The sequence below is a fragment of the Flavobacterium resistens genome (assembly GCF_900182645.1).
Classification (GTDB): Bacteria; Bacteroidota; Bacteroidia; order Flavobacteriales; family Flavobacteriaceae; genus Flavobacterium; species Flavobacterium resistens.
Window position 1 is genome coordinate 806,239 of the sequence record NZ_FXTA01000002.1, and the last position, 19,453, is coordinate 825,691.

Here is a 19,453-nt window from a genome sequence, read left to right on the forward strand (position 1 = left end):
TATTTAAAGAAGTAAACAGATGACAAGTTTGTTGGTAATTATAGTTGTAGTTTTATTAGCAGTTGCATTATGGCAATTGACGAAGATATTTGACCTTACTCAGGTAGGTTCATCTTCGGACGATTCGCAAGTTGCATCAGATAATGATAATAATGTTCAAGGATATATTATGTTTGGCTTTTTGGCTTTCATTTATATATTTACGATTTATGGTTTACTGAAATGGGGTAATTTAGCACTTCATACTCCTGCTTCTGAGCATGGACTTTTAGTAGATAACTTAATGAATATTACTTGGGTTTTGATTTTCACAGTTCAAGTTATTACTCAAGGTTTGTTATATTGGTTCTCTTTTAAAAACAGAGGACATAAAGATAGAAAGGCTTTGTTTTTTGCTGATAGTAATAAACTTGAAGCAATCTGGAGTATTATTCCATCTGTAGTTTTAGCTTGTTTAATTCTTTATGGATTATATGCTTGGAACAATATTATGTTTGTTGATAAAGATGAAGATGTTGTAGAGATCGAATTATACGCACAGCAGTTTAAATGGACTGCAAGATATGCTGGACAAGATAATGTTTTAGGAAAAGCTAACGTACGTTTAATTGAAGGTATTAATACATTAGGTGTTGATATGTCTGATCCTAATGCTCAAGATGATATTGTAGTTACGGAATTGCATATCCCAAAAGGGAAAAAAGTGCATTTCAAAATGCGTTCTCAAGACGTATTACACTCAGCTTATATGCCTCATTTTAGAGCACAAATGAACTGTGTGCCTGGAATGGTTACTGAATTTGCTTTTGTTCCTACTTACACAACTGCTGAATATAGAGAGTTAGACTTTATGAAAGAAAAGGTGGCTAACATCAATAAACTGAGAGCAGAAAAAAGTGTAGAATTAGTTGCAAAAGGTGGAACAGCTTTAGATCCTTATACATTTGATTATTTATTATTATGTAATAAAATTTGTGGAGCTTCTCATTACAATATGCAAATGAAAGTTGTTGTAGATACTCCTGAAGATTATAAAAAATGGTTAAGCGAAAAAACTACTTTAGCTCAGGATATTAAAGCAGCAGCAGAAGCTGAAAAAGCAAAAGCAGCGGAAGCAACTGCACCAACAACAGATACAACTGCAAAAGTAATAGATACTGTTAAAGCGGTTATTGACACTGTAAAAGCAACTGTAGCTAAAGTTGCTATTAAATAATATTATTAAGAAAATTTAAAGTACACATATATGTCAGCAGAAGCGCACGGTCACGATCACGGACACGATCACGAGCACGAACATCATCATAAAGACACGTTCATTACTAAATATATCTTTAGTATTGATCACAAAATGATTGCCAAACAATACTTAATTACTGGTATTATTATGGGAATTATCGGTATCGTAATGTCTTTGCTTTTCAGAATGCAATTGGCGTGGCCAGAAGAGTCTTTTAAAATATTCAATGTTTTATTAGGAGACAAATTTGCACCTGATGGTGTAATGGCCAATGATATTTACTTGGCTTTAGTTACAATTCATGGTACCATCATGGTATTCTTTGTACTGACAGCTGGTTTGAGTGGAACTTTTAGTAACTTACTTATTCCACTTCAAATTGGAGCACGAGATATGGCTTCTGGATTTATGAACATGATTTCATACTGGTTGTTCTTCTTATCTGCTGTAGTAATGTTATGTTCTTTATTTGTTGAAGCTGGACCAGCTTCTGCAGGTTGGACAATTTACCCTCCATTAAGTGCTTTACCACAAGCGATCCCTGGATCAGGAACTGGTATGACTTTATGGTTAGTTTCAATGGCTATCTTTATTGCATCTTCTTTAATGGGATCATTAAACTACATTGTAACTGTTATTAACTTAAGAACTAAAGGAATGTCTATGACTAGACTTCCTCTTACAATCTGGACATTTTTTGTAACAGCTATTATTGGTGTTATTTCATTTCCAGTATTATTGTCTGCAGCTTTATTGTTAATTTTCGATAGAAGTTTTGGTACTTCATTCTTCTTATCTGATATTTATATTGCTGGTGAAGTTTTACATTACCAAGGTGGTTCTCCAGTATTGTTCGAACACTTATTCTGGTTCTTAGGTCACCCTGAGGTTTACATCGTAATCTTGCCTGCAATGGGTCTTGTATCTGAAATTATGGCTACGAACTCTCGTAAACCAATTTTTGGATACAGAGCGATGATTATGTCAGTTCTTGCAATTGCATTCTTATCAACTATTGTTTGGGGTCACCACATGTTTATCTCTGGTATGAATCCTTTCTTAGGATCTGTATTTACTTTTACAACTTTATTGATTGCGATTCCATCTGCTGTAAAAGCGTTCAACTGGATTACAACTTTATGGAAAGGTAATTTACAATTTAACCCTGCAATGTTATTTTCTATCGGAATGGTTTCTACTTTCATTACAGGAGGTTTAACTGGAATCATTTTAGGAGATAGTACTTTAGATATTAACGTTCATGATACTTATTTCGTAATTGCTCACTTTCACTTAGTAATGGGTATCTCTGCGCTTTATGGAATGTTTGCTGGTATTTATCATTGGTTCCCTAAAATGTACGGAAGAATGTTAAATAAAAACTTAGGTTATATTCACTTCTGGGTAACTGCAGTTTGTGCTTATGGAGTTTTCTTCCCAATGCACTTTATTGGATTAGCTGGTTTACCAAGACGTTATTATACAAACACAAACTTTCCATTATTTGATGATTTGCAAAATGTGAATGTTTTAATTACAACATTTGCTCTTGTAGGAGGTGCATTCCAATTAGTATTCTTATACAATTTCTTTAGTAGTATTTTCTACGGTAAGAAAGCAGTTCAGAATCCATGGAGATCAACAACATTAGAGTGGACTACACCAGTAGAACATATTCATGGTAACTGGCCAGGTGAAATTCCTCATGTATATCGTTGGCCGTATGACTATAGTAATCCAAATCATGATGTAGATTTTGTACCTCAAAATGTACCAATGAAAGAAGGTGAAGAAGTTTTACACCACTAAAAATATTAAAAAGGCTATCAGAAATGATAGCCTTTTTTGTTAGTTAAAATTTTAAACGTTCAGTTTTACTGTTTTACAAACTGATTAGTTTCTATATCTTTGTAGGATGAATGAAAATCTAGATCCTACTACTAAAGGATACAACTCAGAAGAATTAGATCTTGAAAAAAGATTGCGTCCGCTCTCATTTGATGACTTTGCCGGACAAGATCAGGTTTTGGAAAATTTAAAAGTCTTTGTTGCAGCGGCTAATCAACGTGGTGAAGCACTTGACCATGCCCTTTTTCATGGCCCTCCAGGTCTTGGAAAAACTACATTGGCAAATATTTTAGCAAATGAACTTCAAGTTGGAATTAAAATAACTTCTGGTCCTGTATTGGATAAACCTGGTGATTTAGCTGGTTTGCTGACTAATTTGGATGAACGTGATGTTTTATTCATTGACGAAATTCATCGATTAAGTCCTGTTGTTGAGGAGTATTTGTATTCAGCGATGGAGGATTTCAAAATTGATATTATGATCGAATCTGGTCCAAATGCGAGAACAGTGCAGATCAATTTGAATCCGTTTACATTGATTGGTGCTACAACACGTTCTGGTTTATTAACCGCTCCAATGAGAGCGCGTTTTGGAATTTCATCTCGATTACAATATTATACGACAGAACTTTTAACTACAATTGTTGAACGAAGTGCTTCTATTTTAAAAATGCCTATTGATCTTGAAGCTGCAATTGAAATTGCAGGAAGAAGCCGTGGAACGCCTCGTATTGCAAATGCATTATTGAGACGTGTTCGTGATTTTGCACAGATAAAAGGTAATGGTAGAATTGATTTAGAAATTTCAAGATATGCTTTAAAAGCATTAAATGTTGATGCACACGGATTAGATGAAATGGATAATAAAATTTTATTGACTATTATAAATAAATTTAAGGGTGGCCCAGTTGGGCTTTCAACTTTGGCAACTGCTGTTTCTGAAAGTAGTGAAACCATTGAGGAAGTTTATGAACCTTTTTTAATTCAGGAGGGATTTATTATGCGTACGCCTCGTGGACGTGAAGTGACTGATAAAGCCTATAAACATTTAGGAAAAATAAATACAAACATTCAAGGCGGTTTGTTTTAATTTCTTTTTTATGTCTGCAGGCACAAAATATAATTATCCTAATCAATTATCGATTTTCAGATTCTTTTTAGATTCGGAAGGTGTAAGGAGAAATCCAATACCATTTCATAAAAGATATTTTGAAAAGTTGGGTGATTCTTTTTCTTTGAAAATCGGTTTTTCTAAGTATTTGATTTTGTCCAGAGACAATGAAATTGCACAGTATATTTTAGTTAAAAACCAGAAAAATTATCATAAGTCAAAGTTTCAGTCGGTTTATCTTTCTAAGTATTTAGGAAAAGGACTTTTAACTAGTGACGGTGATTTTTGGCTGAAACAAAGAAGACTTATTCAGCCTGCATTTCATAAACAGAAAATGAATATGCTGGTCGATAATATGAATAACACGATTAGTTCTGAAATTGATAATTTAAAAGTAAATGAAATCTTTAATGCTTTTCCGGCCATGAGCCAGCTAGCATTTAATGTTGTAGCTAAGTCATTATTTGAATTTTCAATCTCAGAAGTAAAACTGCATAGAATAAAGTTTATTATAGAAGAAGTTCAAAAATTTTTAGTGAAAGAAATTAGACTTCCTCATAAAGCTTTATGGTTTTCGTTAAGCGGTCAGGTTGAAAAACATTTAAAATTAGCTCAAGAGAATAATCAAATTATCCAAGAAATTATCGAGGAAAGGGATTCTTCTAATGAGGATTTTAATGATTTGCTTAATATGCTTATGGATACCAGATATGAAGATACTGGTGAAAGTATGTCGATGCAGCAGTTGATTGATGAAATTAAAGTTTTATTTATTGCAGGCCATGAAACTACCGCTAATGCATTAACCTTTACACTTCACTTTTTAGGGAAGCATTCGGATGTACAGCAAAAGGTTTTTGATGAGATTACTGAAATCGAATCACAGACTGATGATGTTATTGAGCAATTACAAAAAATGTCTTATTTAAATGCTGTTTTAAATGAATCGATGCGTTTATATCCGCCTGCATGGATTACTGATAGACAAAATGTAGAAGATGATGTTGTTGGCAATTTTAAAATTAAAAAAGGCACCTTAATTGGAATTTCATTTTTTGAATTGCATCGAAATCCTAAGTATTGGGAAAATCCTGATGAATTTATTCCAGAACGATTTCTTGGTGAACAAAAGAAACAATCTATGCAATATTTTTATCCCTTTGGAGCTGGGCCAAGAATGTGTATTGGAGCAGGTTTTGCTATTTATGAAATGTGTTTGGCAATTTCGCAGATTGTGAAACGCTATGTTATTGAATCGAATACAGATACAATAGAATTTAATCCATTGGTGACTTTAAAACCGGTTAATGTTGAAGTTTCATTTTCTCGAAGATGAGTATAAATGCGAAAGAGACATATTCAAAATTTATAAAAGACGAAGCTAAAAGGCTTGGTTTTCTCTCTTGTGGAATTTCTAAAGCTGGATTTCTGGAAGAAGAAGCTCCTCGACTTGAAAAGTGGTTAAATAACAACCATAATGGCCAAATGGCTTATATGGAAAATCATTTTGATAAACGTTTAGATCCAACTTTACTGGTTGATGATGCTAAAAGCGTTGTTTCTCTTCTTCTTAATTATTTTCCATCGGAATCTCAAAATGAAGATAGCTTTAAAATATCAAAATATGCATACGGTCAAGATTATCATTTTGTTATTAAAGAAAAACTAAAAGAATTGCTTCATTCTATCGAGGAGAATATCGGTGAAGTTTCAGGTCGTGCTTTTGTAGATTCGGCCCCGGTTTTGGACAAAGCTTGGGCTGCGAAAAGTGGTTTAGGCTGGATTGGGAAAAACAGCAATTTAATAACTCAAAAAGTAGGCTCTTTTTATTTTATTGCAGAACTTATTTTAGATCTTGATTTAGAATACGACTACAAAACAACAGATCATTGCGGTTCTTGCACTGCTTGTATTGATGCCTGTCCTACTCAGGCAATTCTGGCGCCATATATTGTTGATGGTAGTAAATGTATATCTTATTACACGATTGAATTAAAAGAAAATCTTCCATATGAAATGAAGGGAAAATTTGATGAATGGATGTTTGGCTGTGATACCTGTCAAGATGTTTGTCCTTGGAATCGTTTTTCAAAACCTCATTCAGAACCTTTATTTAATCCGAATCCTGACTTGCTTTCTTTCTCTAAAAAAGATTGGACTGAAATTACTGAAGAAACTTTTCGCACCGTTTTTAAAAATTCTCCCATTAAAAGAACCAAATTTGAGGGATTAAAACGAAATATTTCGTTTTTAAAATGACATAATAAGATAAAATTCTAGCTAATTTTATTCCTTTTTTTATTTATAAATTTCCACTTTAATAAGACACATTTTTTGTAAGAGGCTATATTCTAGTTTAATACGTGTGTCTTTTTAGCAATGTAAGAAATAAAATACACCTAAAGCAGTTAGTCGATAATAATTATCGATAAAAGACATGTTTGATCATGATTTGTTTCATGGTATATTTTTAAGTTTAATTTTCTAGTTATTATTCGTAGTAAATTTATTGTAAATTTTTTCCTTCTTAAATATATGTGTGACGATTCAGTTCTCTACAAATAAATATGATTTCAAAATATGAGTAAAAATTTACTGATTTTAAATGTAATTTATTCTTAGTCTTTAAATTATTGATAATCAGTATTTTGTTTTGATTTGTCAGACTTCACGATAAAATAATTCTAATAATAGAACACTATTTCTTCTTTATCGGATAAAATCTCTTAAAGAAAAATTGCTATGATAAAAATAGATTTATAAAAATTAAGTTTGTTTCTGCACACAAGTAAAAAATAACGAACAAATGTTAAAAATTTTAATGTAGTTTAAAACTGTTTGTTTTGTAAGATATTTTGCTGTTTTTGTTTTAAATATTTGGTTATTATGAGTAATTGATAATAATTTAAGAAAATTCTTCTGTTTTGTTGTGAAAAAATCAATTTTGTAGATTTTTGGAATTGAATTTAGTCGAAAAAAGATGTTATTCAACGTTTTTATAGGTAGTTTGTCGACTAATGTAGCTAATTACTAGGTGTTTATATACTTTCGCGACACCAAAACTACCCAAATAACCTATGACACAATTTTTATGTCTTGAACTAAAAAAGGTTCAAATGAATTTTGATTTTGATAAAAATCTTAAGGAAGATTTTGTTTTCTTTTCAAAATCCAATCTCTATATTTTTTCGTATTTGTCCTATATGCTGAAAACTGTGGTAGTTTTTTCAGCTGACAATATTTGCACTTCTCAAATCTCACTTGCGTATGCGTAACTCTACTTCTAATCAGTCTAGATTTTCTAGACTAAACCTTTTTATTGCATTTTTATTCCTGATTAGTTTCAGTGCTTCGGCTCAGTTTTATACAAAACATTATATAGCGCCAGCACCTTGGCAGTATTTTAGCAAGGCAAACGAAATTGTAATTTCTACCAATTCGCTTACCGAAGTAACTATAACTTTAACCAAAAGTGACGGTACTTTTGAAGCTACTTTGAAAGCAACAAAAGGAGCTCCGGCAGTTTATAGGTTTAAACTTAATGCAACTACTCTTCCGATGAATCCTTTAAATACCGTTCTAAATGGTGTTGGTCTAATTATTACAAGTACTGGTCCTACAGCTGTGAACTTAAGGAATGTTGCCTCAGATGATTATATAAGAGGAGAAAATGCCGATGCCTATATTAAAGGAAATGCAGCATTAACTAGTTTTGGTGATGCAGGTTTAGGTATTCGTTTTAGAGTAGGTTATTATAGAGATGGTTCCTTAGGGAATTTTGGAGGTTTGGGTGATCAACGTCCTATTTACAGTGTTATGGCTACGGTAGACAACACGACTGTGAAAATAGATAATACTATCACAGCGACTTTAAATGCTGGACAAAGTTATTTGTTTAAGGCACCAATAGGAACTCTCGTAGAAACTTCAAATCCTGCTGTAATGAACACAGCTGCTGGAATAGATACGCCAGATGGATGTGGAGATGGAGCATACAACCAAATACCTCCCGAAGCAGTTTTAGGAACTGAATATTTTCTTGTAAGAGGAACAGGGAATGATACAGCAGAGCAAACTACAGTTGTTGCTACAAAAGATGATACAAATTTAACAATAAATGGATATTCAACTACAGGAGCATTAGTATCTACTATTAATGTAAATTTACCACAAGCAGGTAAGTTTTATACTTTTAAAAATGGTGTTCCTAATAATGGTAATTCTGTTACAAGTTTCACATCATCACGTGTGTTTGCAGATAAAAGAGTTGCAGTTTATTCAGGTACAGCACAATCTTGCGAGGTTGATATTTCAACAATTGCACCAGTCTCTGAATGTGGGGGGTCTAATTTTATAGAAACTGCAAAATTTAAAAATTACCAGGAGGGAACACTAGATTACTTTGGGTATATTCTTTTAAGAAGCGCTACAGAAATTGTAACTGTCAATGGTAATAATATTGCAAACATATCTGGTATTGGTGCTCGTTACCAAATAGGTACAACAGGATGGTATTTGATTAATTTTAATAGTGTACAAATAGGAAGTCCAGATGTTCTTTCTATTGCCAGTAATGCCAAGCTGACTGTTTCGATCGTGCAGCAGGCAGGAGGATTTTCTATGGCAGGGTTTTTCTCTAATTTTGCCGCTCAGCCTGATGAACCAACTTTAACTTATATTTCAGGTGGTGGATGTACTAACAATACGGCAGAACTTACAACTCCACCAAATTTTGCTCCATACCAATGGTATTATAATGGAACGGCTATCAGTGGTGCTAATTCATCAACTTATACAGCTACTAAAACGGGGAATTATTCTGTATCATCAACTTTGGCATGTGGAGCTCAAACACAATCAAAGCCAGTTACGGTTACTTTATGTACCGACTTAGGAATTACAAAGACAGTTGATAATGCAACGCCATGTATAGGGTCAAATGTAGAATTTACTGTCAAAGTGACTAATTTAGGAGGGAATAATGTTTCTGGAGTTTCAGTAAACGATTTGCTTCCTTCAGGATATACATATGTAAGTTCAACATCTTCAATTGGTATTTATGATTCTTCAATAGGAACTTGGAGTATTGGTGATGTTGATGCTCAGACATCGGTTACATTAAAAATTACGGCAACTGTAAAAGCAACTGGTAATTATACAAATACGGCGTCATTACCCGCTTCAATAGATATAAATACAGCAAATAATTCGGCTAGTGCAGCTGTTAATCCAAAATTGTCAAATCTTGTTATAACAAATCCTGTGGCTGTCTGTTCACCTTTGACAGTAGATTTAACAGCTTCGGCTATTACAGCAGGCAGTAGCTCTAATTTGACTCTCTCATATTGGACGAATTCAACAGCGACTACATCTTATTCAACACCAACTGCTGCAGTTGCGGGAACTTATTATATAAAAGCAGTTTCGTCTGATGGATGTGTGTTCGTAAAACCTGTTGTAGTAACAGTGAATGCATTGCCAACTACACCAACAATTAATGTTAACTCAGGACAGGCTTCTTGTGGTACCTCTGGAGGTGTAGTTTTGAGATCGACTAGTTCTGCAAATACACTCGGGGGTAGTGGTAGTAGTTATTTATGGTCAACAGGAGAAAACACTAGAAGTATCACAATTACTACCGATGGAGTTTATTCTCTTAAAATAATTAATAGCTCTGGTTGTGTAAGTAATAGCTCAGCGTCGATAACTGTAACACTTACTCCAGCGACACCAACAGCTTCTAATCAAACATTTTGTTCTTCTGAGAATAAAAAAGTTGGTGATTTAGTGGCTACTGGAAGTAATATAAAATGGTACAGTGCAAATAGCGGAGGTACGGCTCTTTCGACTAATCAAAATTTACCAACTACAGCAGGCACTTATAATTATTATGCAAGTCAAACATCAGCAAATAATTGTGAAAGTACGAGAACTGCAATAGTAGTAACTATAAATAATACATCATCAGCGCCAATTGCGTCAGCCCAAACATTTTGTGCTGCTGATAATAAAAAAATAAGTGATTTATCACCATCAGGACCAACAATTAAATGGTATGATACAAATAGTTCGTCATCAGCTTTAGCGGGAACTACAGTTCTGACCTCAAAAACATATTATGTAAGCCAAACTGCAAACAGTTGTGGAGAAAGCGCAAGAACTGCAGTAGTAGTTACAATAAATAATGTACCAGGGGCACCAACGGCTTTATCTCAGACTTTTTGTGTTAATGATGAAAAAACAGTTAATGACTTAGCAGTTACATTAAATGCAGGCTCTACTAAAAAATGGTATAATGCGTCAACAGCCGGTACAGCATATAGCGGAACTGAATTATTGACAACAAGAACTTATTATGTAAGCCAGACAAATGCTTGTGGAGAGAGTACAAGAACTCCAGTAGTGGTAACAGTAAACACCACTTCTGCACCAACTGCTTCAGCTCAGACATTTTGTGCGATTGATAGTAAAACAGTTAATGATTTGGCGGTTACTTTAGCCTCAGGTGCGAGTAAAAAATGGTATAATGCCAGTGTGGGTGGAACAGCATATGTTGGAAACGAGGTATTATTTTCAGGAACTTATTATGTTAGTCAAATTTTAAATAGCTGCGAAAGTACAAGAACAGCAGTAGCTGTTACGGTAAACAATACAGCAGCTCCAATAGCTAGTTCTCAAACATTTTGTGTTATTGATAATAAAACAGTTAATGATCTGGCGGTTACTTTAATCTCAGGTGCAACAAAAAAATGGTATAGTGCAAGTTCAGGTGGGACACTTTATAACGGAACGGAAACTTTAGCATCAGCAAATTATTATGTAAGTCAGACGCTTAATAATTGTGAAAGTAGCAGAATCTTAGTTGCAGTCACGGTAAATCCTACGCCAGCAACACCGAGTATTTCTGCCGGAGGTTCAACAACATTCTGTACAGGTGGAAATGTTGTTCTGACTTCAAGTAGCGGAATAGGTTACTTATGGTCAAACGGAGCAACAACTCAATCTATTACAGCTTCAAATTCAGGAAACTATAGTGTTCAGGTTTCAAATGCTTCTGGTTGCTATAGTGCTTCTTCTACTCCTGTGACGGTAACTGTAAATACTATTCCTTCAGCTCCGACTGTAAGTGTTGCGGACAACTGCAACGGCACATCGACATTATCGACAACTGCAACCGGAACTTTATTGTGGAGCACAGGAGAGACGACTTCATCCATCACGGTTTCAATACCAGGAAATTATAGCGTTACCCAAACAGTAAACGGCTGCACAAGCGCTTCAGGATCCGGAACGGCTGCGCCTAAAACGGCTCCATCGGCTCCGACTGTAAGTGTTGCGGACAACTGCAACGGCACATCGACATTATCGACAACTGCAACCGGAACTTTATTGTGGAGCACAGGAGAGACGACTTCATCCATCACGGTTTCAATACCAGGAAATTATAGCGTTACCCAAACAGTAAACGGCTGCACAAGCGCTTCAGGATCCGGAACGGCTGCGCCTAAAACGGCTCCATCGGCTCCGACTGTAAGTGTTGCGGACAACTGCAACGGCACATCGACATTATCGACAACTGCAACTGGAACTTTATTGTGGAGCACAGGAGAGACGACTTCATCCATCACGGTTTCAATACCAGGAAATTATAGCGTTACCCAAACAGTAAACGGCTGCACAAGCGCTTCAGGATCTGGAACGGCTGCGCCTAAAACGGCTCCATCGGCTCCGACGGCCTCATCTCAAACATTTTGCGCAGTTGATGCCAAAATAGTTAATGATCTAGTTGCTGTGGGAAGTAATTTAAAGTGGTACAATGCCTCTACGGGAGGATCATTATATTTAGGAACAGAAACTCTTACTGATGGAATTTATTATGTAAGTCAAACTACAAATGACTGTGAAAGTAATAGAACAGCAGTAACTGTTACTATAACTTCGAAACCAGCCAAAGTAATCACGACAGCTACAATATGTTCTGGTGATATTTATAAATGGTCAGTAAATTCAGTTGATTATACAGTTTCGGGTACTTACCCGATAGTTAACAACGGTTGTACAGCAGATCAGGAATTACACTTGACAGTAATCAATGTTGCAAGTCCAATAGTTGGATTAATAACGCAGCCAACATGCTTATCTTCAACTGCTAGTGTTGAATTAAGTGGTTTGCCAACGGGATCGTGGACTATTAATCCTGGAAATATAACTGGAAATACTGCAGCAACAACAATTACTGGTTTAATTGGTGGTAATGTTTATAATTATACGGTTACAGACTCTTTAGGATGCCAATCGGTACCTTCTGCAAACGTAGCGGTTTCAAATTATATTTGTGCAGAAGATGATACACCATCAATAATTAATGGTGCGGCAGGTGGAACTATTTCAACTGTCTTTGTAAACGACAAAATAAATGGAGCTTCATTTTTATCGACCGATGTTACTGTTTCAACTAGTCCACTTCCAACTGGAATAGTTTTTAATTCAAATGGAACAATAACAGTTGCTCCAAACACTTTTGCGGGAACATATTCAATTACTTACACTATTTGTATGTCTGCAAATGCAAGTGTTTGTGATTCTGCAACGGTAGATATAGTAGTTGAAAGACCTGTGATCGATGCTGTGACAGAAACCACAACAGCGATCAACAGCAACAACGGAGGCACGACAATCTCGCTTACTGCCAATGACACGCTGAATGGGACACCGGTAACAGTGGGCACAGGAGCAGGCCAGGTAACCTTCACATTGGTAAGCACGCTTCCAACAGGACTTACGCTTAACGCTGACAAAACGATAACAGTAGCTCCGGGCACAGCTTCAGGAAACTATGAAGTGGAATACACGATCTGTGACAACGACCATGCGCTTAACTGCGATACGGTTAAGAGTTATATCCAGGTGACGGGCGATGTACTTGTTGCCAATACGGACAATCCGACCGCAGTGACACAGTCGGCAACAGCCCAGACGATCATCACGGTTGTGGACAACGATACCAGAAACGGACAGCCATTGACGGCATCGGAAGTAAAAATAACGACGACAGTTGCGGACCCTTCAGGCTATCTGACCCTTGATCCGACGACTGGAGTTGCAACCCTTGGTGCTAATGCACCGGCGGGAGCCTACAGCTTGACGTATTCGATCTGCGACAAGGCCAATGCATCGAACTGCTCGACTGCGAGTGTAAACCTGACAGTAACAGCTCCGGTTGTGATTCCTGTAATCGACGCTGTGACAGAAACCACCACAGCGATCAACAGCAACAACGGAGGCACGACGATCTCACTTACCGCCAATGATACATTGAACGGAACACCGGTAACGGTTGGGACAGGAGCAGGAAAAGTAACGTTCACATTGGTAAGCACGCTTCCTGCAGGCTTAACAATCAACGCAGACAAAACCATCACAGTGGCTTCGGGTACCGCTTCAGGAAACTACGAAGTGGAATACACGATCTGTGACAACGACCATGCGCTTAACTGCGATACGGTTAAGAGTTATATCCAGGTGACGGGAGACTTATTAGTATTGAAAGATGATTTAGTAGGTCCAATTGCAGGAGTTAATCATCCGATGACAGTTGTAAATGTTTTAGGGAATGATACTAAAAATGGATTGCCAATTACGTCTTCTGATGTAAACCTTTCAGTAACAATTGCTGATCCAGCTGGATATTTAACATTGAATCCTGATGGAACAATCATATTAAAAGAAAATGCACCAGCAGGAACTTATGGACTAACTTATCAGGTTTGTGAATTGAACACAACAAATTGCAAAACAGCCGATGTTAAAGTAACAGTTGTTCTTCCAACAATGACTGTAACTACGAATAGTTATTGCTCTAATAATGTTCCGTACGTATCATACAATGTAACACCAGATAATTTTACAACCAATAATTTATTGACTGTAAAATGGATAGACAGTGATAATAATGTTGTAGCAACACAAACTAATTTGCCATTGAGCGGAAGCATTTTATGGCCGGGAGCAATTGTAGACAGTAACGGAATTGGGGTTGACTGGCCAGGATGGTTATTTGCAAATGGACAATGGACAGAAGGTGCTGATGGATTTGAAAAAACAAGAACTGGTGTTACAATGGAGTTTTCATTAAATCCTACTGTAAGTACGATAGTGAGTTATCCGCCAGCAACACCTCAATGTAATGCAAGACCAACATTTGAAATTAAAGCAAACAACGACGCTGCTGGACCAATTGATGCAAAAAAAGGTATCAGCACAGCATTGAATATATTTAGTAATGACCGTTTAAATGGAACAGCAGTAAACCAAACAGCAGTTGTATTAACTACAGTTATTCCAAATTCTAATTTGATTTTAAATGCGGATGGTTCTGTTGATGTTAAAACGGGAACACCATCAGGAACTTATCAATTGACTTATCAAATTTGTGAAGCTTCAAATTCATCAAATTGCAGTCAGGCGGTTGTAAATGTTACCGTTGTCAACTCAGAAGATCCAGCACCTGCACCACAGATTATTACAAAAGACGATCTGCAGGTAAATGTTGATGGAATTAACGGACAGCTTGAATTTATTAATGTTTTAGACAATGATTTAGTGAATGGCTTGCCAATTGATCCGGCAAATGTTGTGATATCTAATACGCCAAAAAGTCCATATTTTGAATTTAATGCAGACGGAACCGTAAATGTGAAACCAAACACACCAGGTGGAAGTTATAGTTTAGTTTATCAAGTATGTGAAAAAGCAAATTCTTCTAATTGCAGCTCATCAACATTGAATGTTTTTGTTGAAGTGCCAAACATTGCGATTATTAAAACAGCTGTATTCAATGATGAAAACGGAAATGGATTTGCAAATGCAGGTGAAACAATCACTTATAAATTTAAAGTAACTAACACAGGAAATGTTCCATTGACAAATGTTAGCGTTTCAGATCCTCTGCCAGGTGTAGTTGTTTCTGGACAAACAATTAATCTTGGAGTTGGCGAATCAAATGACAATAATTTCACAGCGAAATATAAAATTACGCAAAGTGATATTATTTCAGGTACAGTAAGTAATCAGGCAACAGCTTTTGGAAAAAGTGCAAGAGGAGTTGAAGTTGAGGATAAATCTGATGATGAAAGCAATTCAGGAGATCGTCCTACGGTATTGAGCTTAGATGGTTGTAAAATAAAAGTACTGAATGCTTTTTCTCCAAATGGAGATTCAAAAAATGCAAGATTCTATATTCAAGGAATAGAGTGTTATCCTGATAATACAGTTGAAATTTATAATCGATGGGGAGTTTTAGTATTTGATATTGATCATTACAATAATGAAGACCGAGTTTTTGTGGGAGTTTCAGCAGGACGCGCGACGATCAAAGAATCAGATGGATTGCCAGTAGGAACCTATTTCTATATTTTGAAATATAAAGATAGCGATTCAAATCAGCACGAACAGTCAGGTTACTTGTATCTAAATAAATAAAAAATGATAAACGGCTTGATTTAGCCAAGCCGTTTTAAAAGCTTACTAAATGAAAAAATTAATTTTAATTTTCATGTTTTTTTCAGTTGTGTGTTCGGCTCAGCAAGATGCGCAGTTCACACAATATATGTACAATACAATCTCGGTGAATCCTGCTTATGCTGGTTCTAGGGGGGTATTGAATGTATTTGGATTGTATCGTACACAATGGATCGGGCTTGATGGTGCTCCAGAGACAAGCACATTTTCATTAAACACACCTTTAAGCAATAATAGCAAATTAGGATTAGGTGTCTCTTTGGTCAACGATAAAATTGGGCCAACGGTTGAAAATACTTTATCGGCTGATTTGTCTTATAGTATTCCTACTTCTGAATCATTTAAACTTTCTTTTGGAATAAAAGCTACTGCAAATATGTTTAATCTTGATGTCAGTAAACTAAGTTTTGAAAATCAAGGAGATGAACAATTTCAGGATTTAGATAATAAATTTTCGCCAAATATTGGAGCAGGAGTTTATTGGCATTCTGATAGAGCATATTTAGGATTCTCTGTTCCAAATTTCATTGAGACAAATCGTTATGATGACAACAATACAGCTATTTTCAAAGAAAAAATAAATTATTATTTCATAGCGGGTTATGTATTTAATCTGGACAAATTAGAATATATCCGATTTAAACCTGCTTTATTAACTAAAATGGTTCAGGGAGCACCGTTGCAAGTCGATGTTTCGGGGAATTTTATGTTCTATGATAAATTCGTAGTCGGACTTGCTTATCGCTGGAGTGCATCAGTAAGTGCAATGGCAGGTTTTCAAGTATCAAAAGGTATGTATGTTGGATATGGATACGATCATGAAACTACCAATTTAAGACGATACAACTCCGGATCTCATGAGATTTTCCTTCGATTCGAGTTTTTCAATAGTTATAAAAAAATGATATCTCCAAGATTCTTCTAATTCGATACCTGTCATGAGAATTAAAATAATAAGTTTTTCTGTTTTGTTTGTATTTCTTTTTTTTAAAGTAAATGCACAGACAACAAAAATAAGTTCCGCAGATAAAAAGTATGATGATTATGCTTTCGCAGATGCTATAAAAGCATACGAAAGTCTTATAGAAAAAGGAACTAAAGATGAAAAAATAATACAAAGACTAGGTAATTCCTATTATTTTATAGGCGAATTACAGTCGGCTTTGCAATGGTACAATGAGTTGTTTATTATGAATGAAGAACAGGAACCAGAATACTTGTACCGATATGCACAATGTTTAAAAGCATCAGGAAATTATCGAAAAGCCGATGAAGTTTTAGAAAAATTCAATCAAAAAGCAAATTCACAACAAAGAGCTTCTTTGATTCGAAATGATAAAAACTATTTGGAACAAATTAAATTAAATTCGGGTCGTTATGAAATTGCAGATGCCGGAATTAATTCACCTTATTCTGATTATGGAAGCTTTATTTTGGATAAAAAAATTGTTTTCACTTCAGCAAGAGATACGGGCGGAATTGCAAAAACAAGTTTTAAGTGGACAAACAAGTCTTTTTCTAAACTATATATAGCTGATTTAATGCCTGACGGAAGTGTCGGAAAGCCGGAATTATTTCGTAAAAAACAGAAATCAAAATTCAATGAATCGACGCCAGTTTTCACAAAGGATGGCCGAACAATGTATTTTACCAGAAATAATTTCACCGATGGAAAAAGAGGGCAAAATGACAAGCAAGTAACGCTTTTAAAACTTTATAAAGCTGAATTTGTTAATGATGAATGGGTGAATGAAAAAGAACTTCCGTTTAATAGCGATCAATACAGTACGGCACATCCTGCATTAAGCATGGACGAAAAAACATTATATTTTGCATCAGATATGCCGGGAACTTTAGGACAGTCAGATTTGTTTAAAGTTGCCATAAATACAGACGGAACTTTTGGTCAACCTCAAAACCTAGGGCCAATAATTAATACGGAAGGAAGAGAAACTTTTCCTTTCATTTCAACTGAAAATGAGCTTTATTTTGCTTCAGATGGACGCCCGGGACTTGGTGGGCTTGATATTTTTGTTACAAAAATAAATCCTGACAGCACAATTGAAGATGATGTGCAAAATGTTGGAGAACCAGTAAACGGTAAACAAGACGATTTCGGATTTACAATTGACAGTAAAAATAGAACCGGATATTTTTCTTCTAATAGAGATAATGGCCACGGTTTAGACGATGTTTATCGTTTTGCAGAAACTAAAAGATTGGTTTGCGAACAAGATTTAATGGGAACAGTTTCTGATGCTGAATCGAATGAGGTTTTGTCGAATGTAAGTTTAAATTTATTCGATGAAAATTTTAATCCTCTTTCGACAATCGTAACAGATGATAAAGGGAATTATATTTTTCCAAAAATAAAATGTGGTAAAAAATATTCAATTCGTGCTTCAAAAAGTGATTACGGAATCAAAGATATTTCGACAACACTTAAAAAAGCAAATGGCAAAACAACTTTGGATTTTACAATGCAAAAAATGTTCAAACCTTTAGCAACTAAAGCAATCGAAATCAAAAAAACAGTTGTAAAACCAGTTAAACTCGGACCAATAAAACTCGGAACAGATTTAGCCAAATTACTTCATATTCCAATGAACTTTTTTGATTTAGGAAAAGCAACAATCAAAAAAACATCGGAACCTGATTTAAATAAAGTTGTCGATGTTTTAAATCAGTATCCAAATATAAAATTAGATATTCGTTCACATACAGACAGTCGTTCTTCTTCAGAAAGCAATCAAATTTTATCTGATAAAAGAGCACAATCAACAAAAGATTGGTTTATCAGCAAAGGAATTGATGAAAGCCGATTGACAGCAAAAGGATACGGTGAAACTAAATTAGTAAATAAATGTGCTGATGGTGTAAAATGTACCGAAAAAGAACATCAGCAAAACAGACGAAGTGAGTTTATCATCGTTGGTTTGTAAAAAAGAAACAATCAAAAAAAGAGCTCTTTTCTAATTATGAAAAGAGCTTTTTTTTATGGAACCATAGAAAGCGTTAAAAAAACAAATTTTTCACAAAAAACTTCTTCAATTGATTTCATTCTTTATTGAATAATTTTGAAAAACTGAAATGTACTGTATTTTATTTAAAATGAATGAATTAGCTTTTTAAAAAGTTTGGTTGGATAATAAATTGTGTCAATTTTTTTATAACTTTATAAAACTAAATTTTTTCAGATATGACTGTAAATCAAATACTAAACGCAAAAGGAAGAAATGTTTTTTCAGTACTTTCAACTACAACAGTTTATGAAGCATTGAAAGTAATGGGTGAAAAAAACATAGGGGCTATCCTTGTGATTGATGGAAGCGACCTAAAAGGAATTTTATCTGAAAGAGATTATGCACGAAAAATTGTTTTAAAAGACAAATCGTCAAAAGAAACCTTTGTTCATGAAATTATGGAAAGCAATGTTTTCTCAGTAAATCTTTCAAATAATATTGAAGATTGTATGGAGCTAATGAGCACAAAAAGAATCAGACATTTGCCAGTTTTAGAAGATGGAACTGTAGTTGGAATTATCTCCATAAGCGATGTTGTAAAAGCAATTATCGAAATTCAAAAAGACACTATAAATCACTTGAATTCTTATATTTCGCAATAAAAAAAAGCCAAAATATATAGTTGTAAAAATAGTCCTGATTTTGAAGGACTATTTTTTTTTGATGCCGTAAATTGTTATTTTAACAAAAGAAAGCACTAAAAACGCCCCA

Annotated in this window: 9 protein-coding genes; all 9 read left to right on the forward strand. The window is 34.9% G+C overall.

The window, feature by feature from the left end; translation table 11 throughout:
* Positions 1–19 precede the first annotated feature (19 nt).
* The 9 genes from FN795_RS09555 to FN795_RS09595 all read left to right on the forward strand — a co-directional run bounded on the left by FN795_RS09555 (position 20) and on the right by FN795_RS09595 (position 19,344).
* Positions 20–1,216, forward strand: coding sequence for a cytochrome c oxidase subunit II (locus tag FN795_RS09555; RefSeq protein ID WP_142450390.1), 1,197 nt, complete (start codon positions 20–22; stop codon positions 1,214–1,216).
* Between the two features lie 30 nt (positions 1,217–1,246).
* Positions 1,247–3,049 (forward strand): cytochrome c oxidase subunit I, encoded by a 1,803-nt coding sequence (locus tag FN795_RS09560; RefSeq protein WP_035645262.1) that lies wholly within the window; start codon positions 1,247–1,249, stop codon positions 3,047–3,049.
* Positions 3,050–3,155: 106 nt separating this feature from the next.
* Positions 3,156–4,178, forward strand: a complete 1,023-nt coding sequence (gene ruvB / locus FN795_RS09565; protein WP_142450391.1) for a Holliday junction branch migration DNA helicase RuvB — start codon at positions 3,156–3,158, stop codon at positions 4,176–4,178.
* 10 nt (positions 4,179–4,188) lie between these two features.
* A complete protein-coding gene (locus FN795_RS09570) occupies positions 4,189–5,535 on the forward strand; it encodes a cytochrome P450 (RefSeq protein ID WP_142450392.1) in 1,347 nt (448 codons plus the stop codon).
* Positions 5,532–6,458, forward strand: a complete 927-nt coding sequence (gene queG / locus FN795_RS09575; RefSeq protein WP_142450393.1) for a tRNA epoxyqueuosine(34) reductase QueG — start codon at positions 5,532–5,534, stop codon at positions 6,456–6,458. Before FN795_RS09570 ends, queG begins: the two co-directional genes overlap by 4 nt.
* A 1,008-nt stretch (positions 6,459–7,466) precedes the next feature.
* Positions 7,467–15,680, forward strand: coding sequence for an Ig-like domain-containing protein (locus tag FN795_RS09580; protein ID WP_142450394.1), 8,214 nt, complete (start codon positions 7,467–7,469; stop codon positions 15,678–15,680).
* Positions 15,681–15,729: 49 nt separating this feature from the next.
* Entirely contained in the window at positions 15,730–16,644 is a 915-nt protein-coding gene (locus tag FN795_RS09585) for a PorP/SprF family type IX secretion system membrane protein (RefSeq protein WP_142450395.1), read from the forward strand.
* A gap of 13 nt (positions 16,645–16,657) precedes the next feature.
* Positions 16,658–18,661 (forward strand): OmpA family protein, encoded by a 2,004-nt coding sequence (locus tag FN795_RS09590; protein ID WP_142450396.1) that lies wholly within the window; start codon positions 16,658–16,660, stop codon positions 18,659–18,661.
* Between the two features lie 257 nt (positions 18,662–18,918).
* Positions 18,919–19,344, forward strand: coding sequence for a CBS domain-containing protein (locus FN795_RS09595; RefSeq protein ID WP_142450397.1), 426 nt, complete (start codon positions 18,919–18,921; stop codon positions 19,342–19,344).
* Positions 19,345–19,453 lie beyond the last annotated feature (109 nt).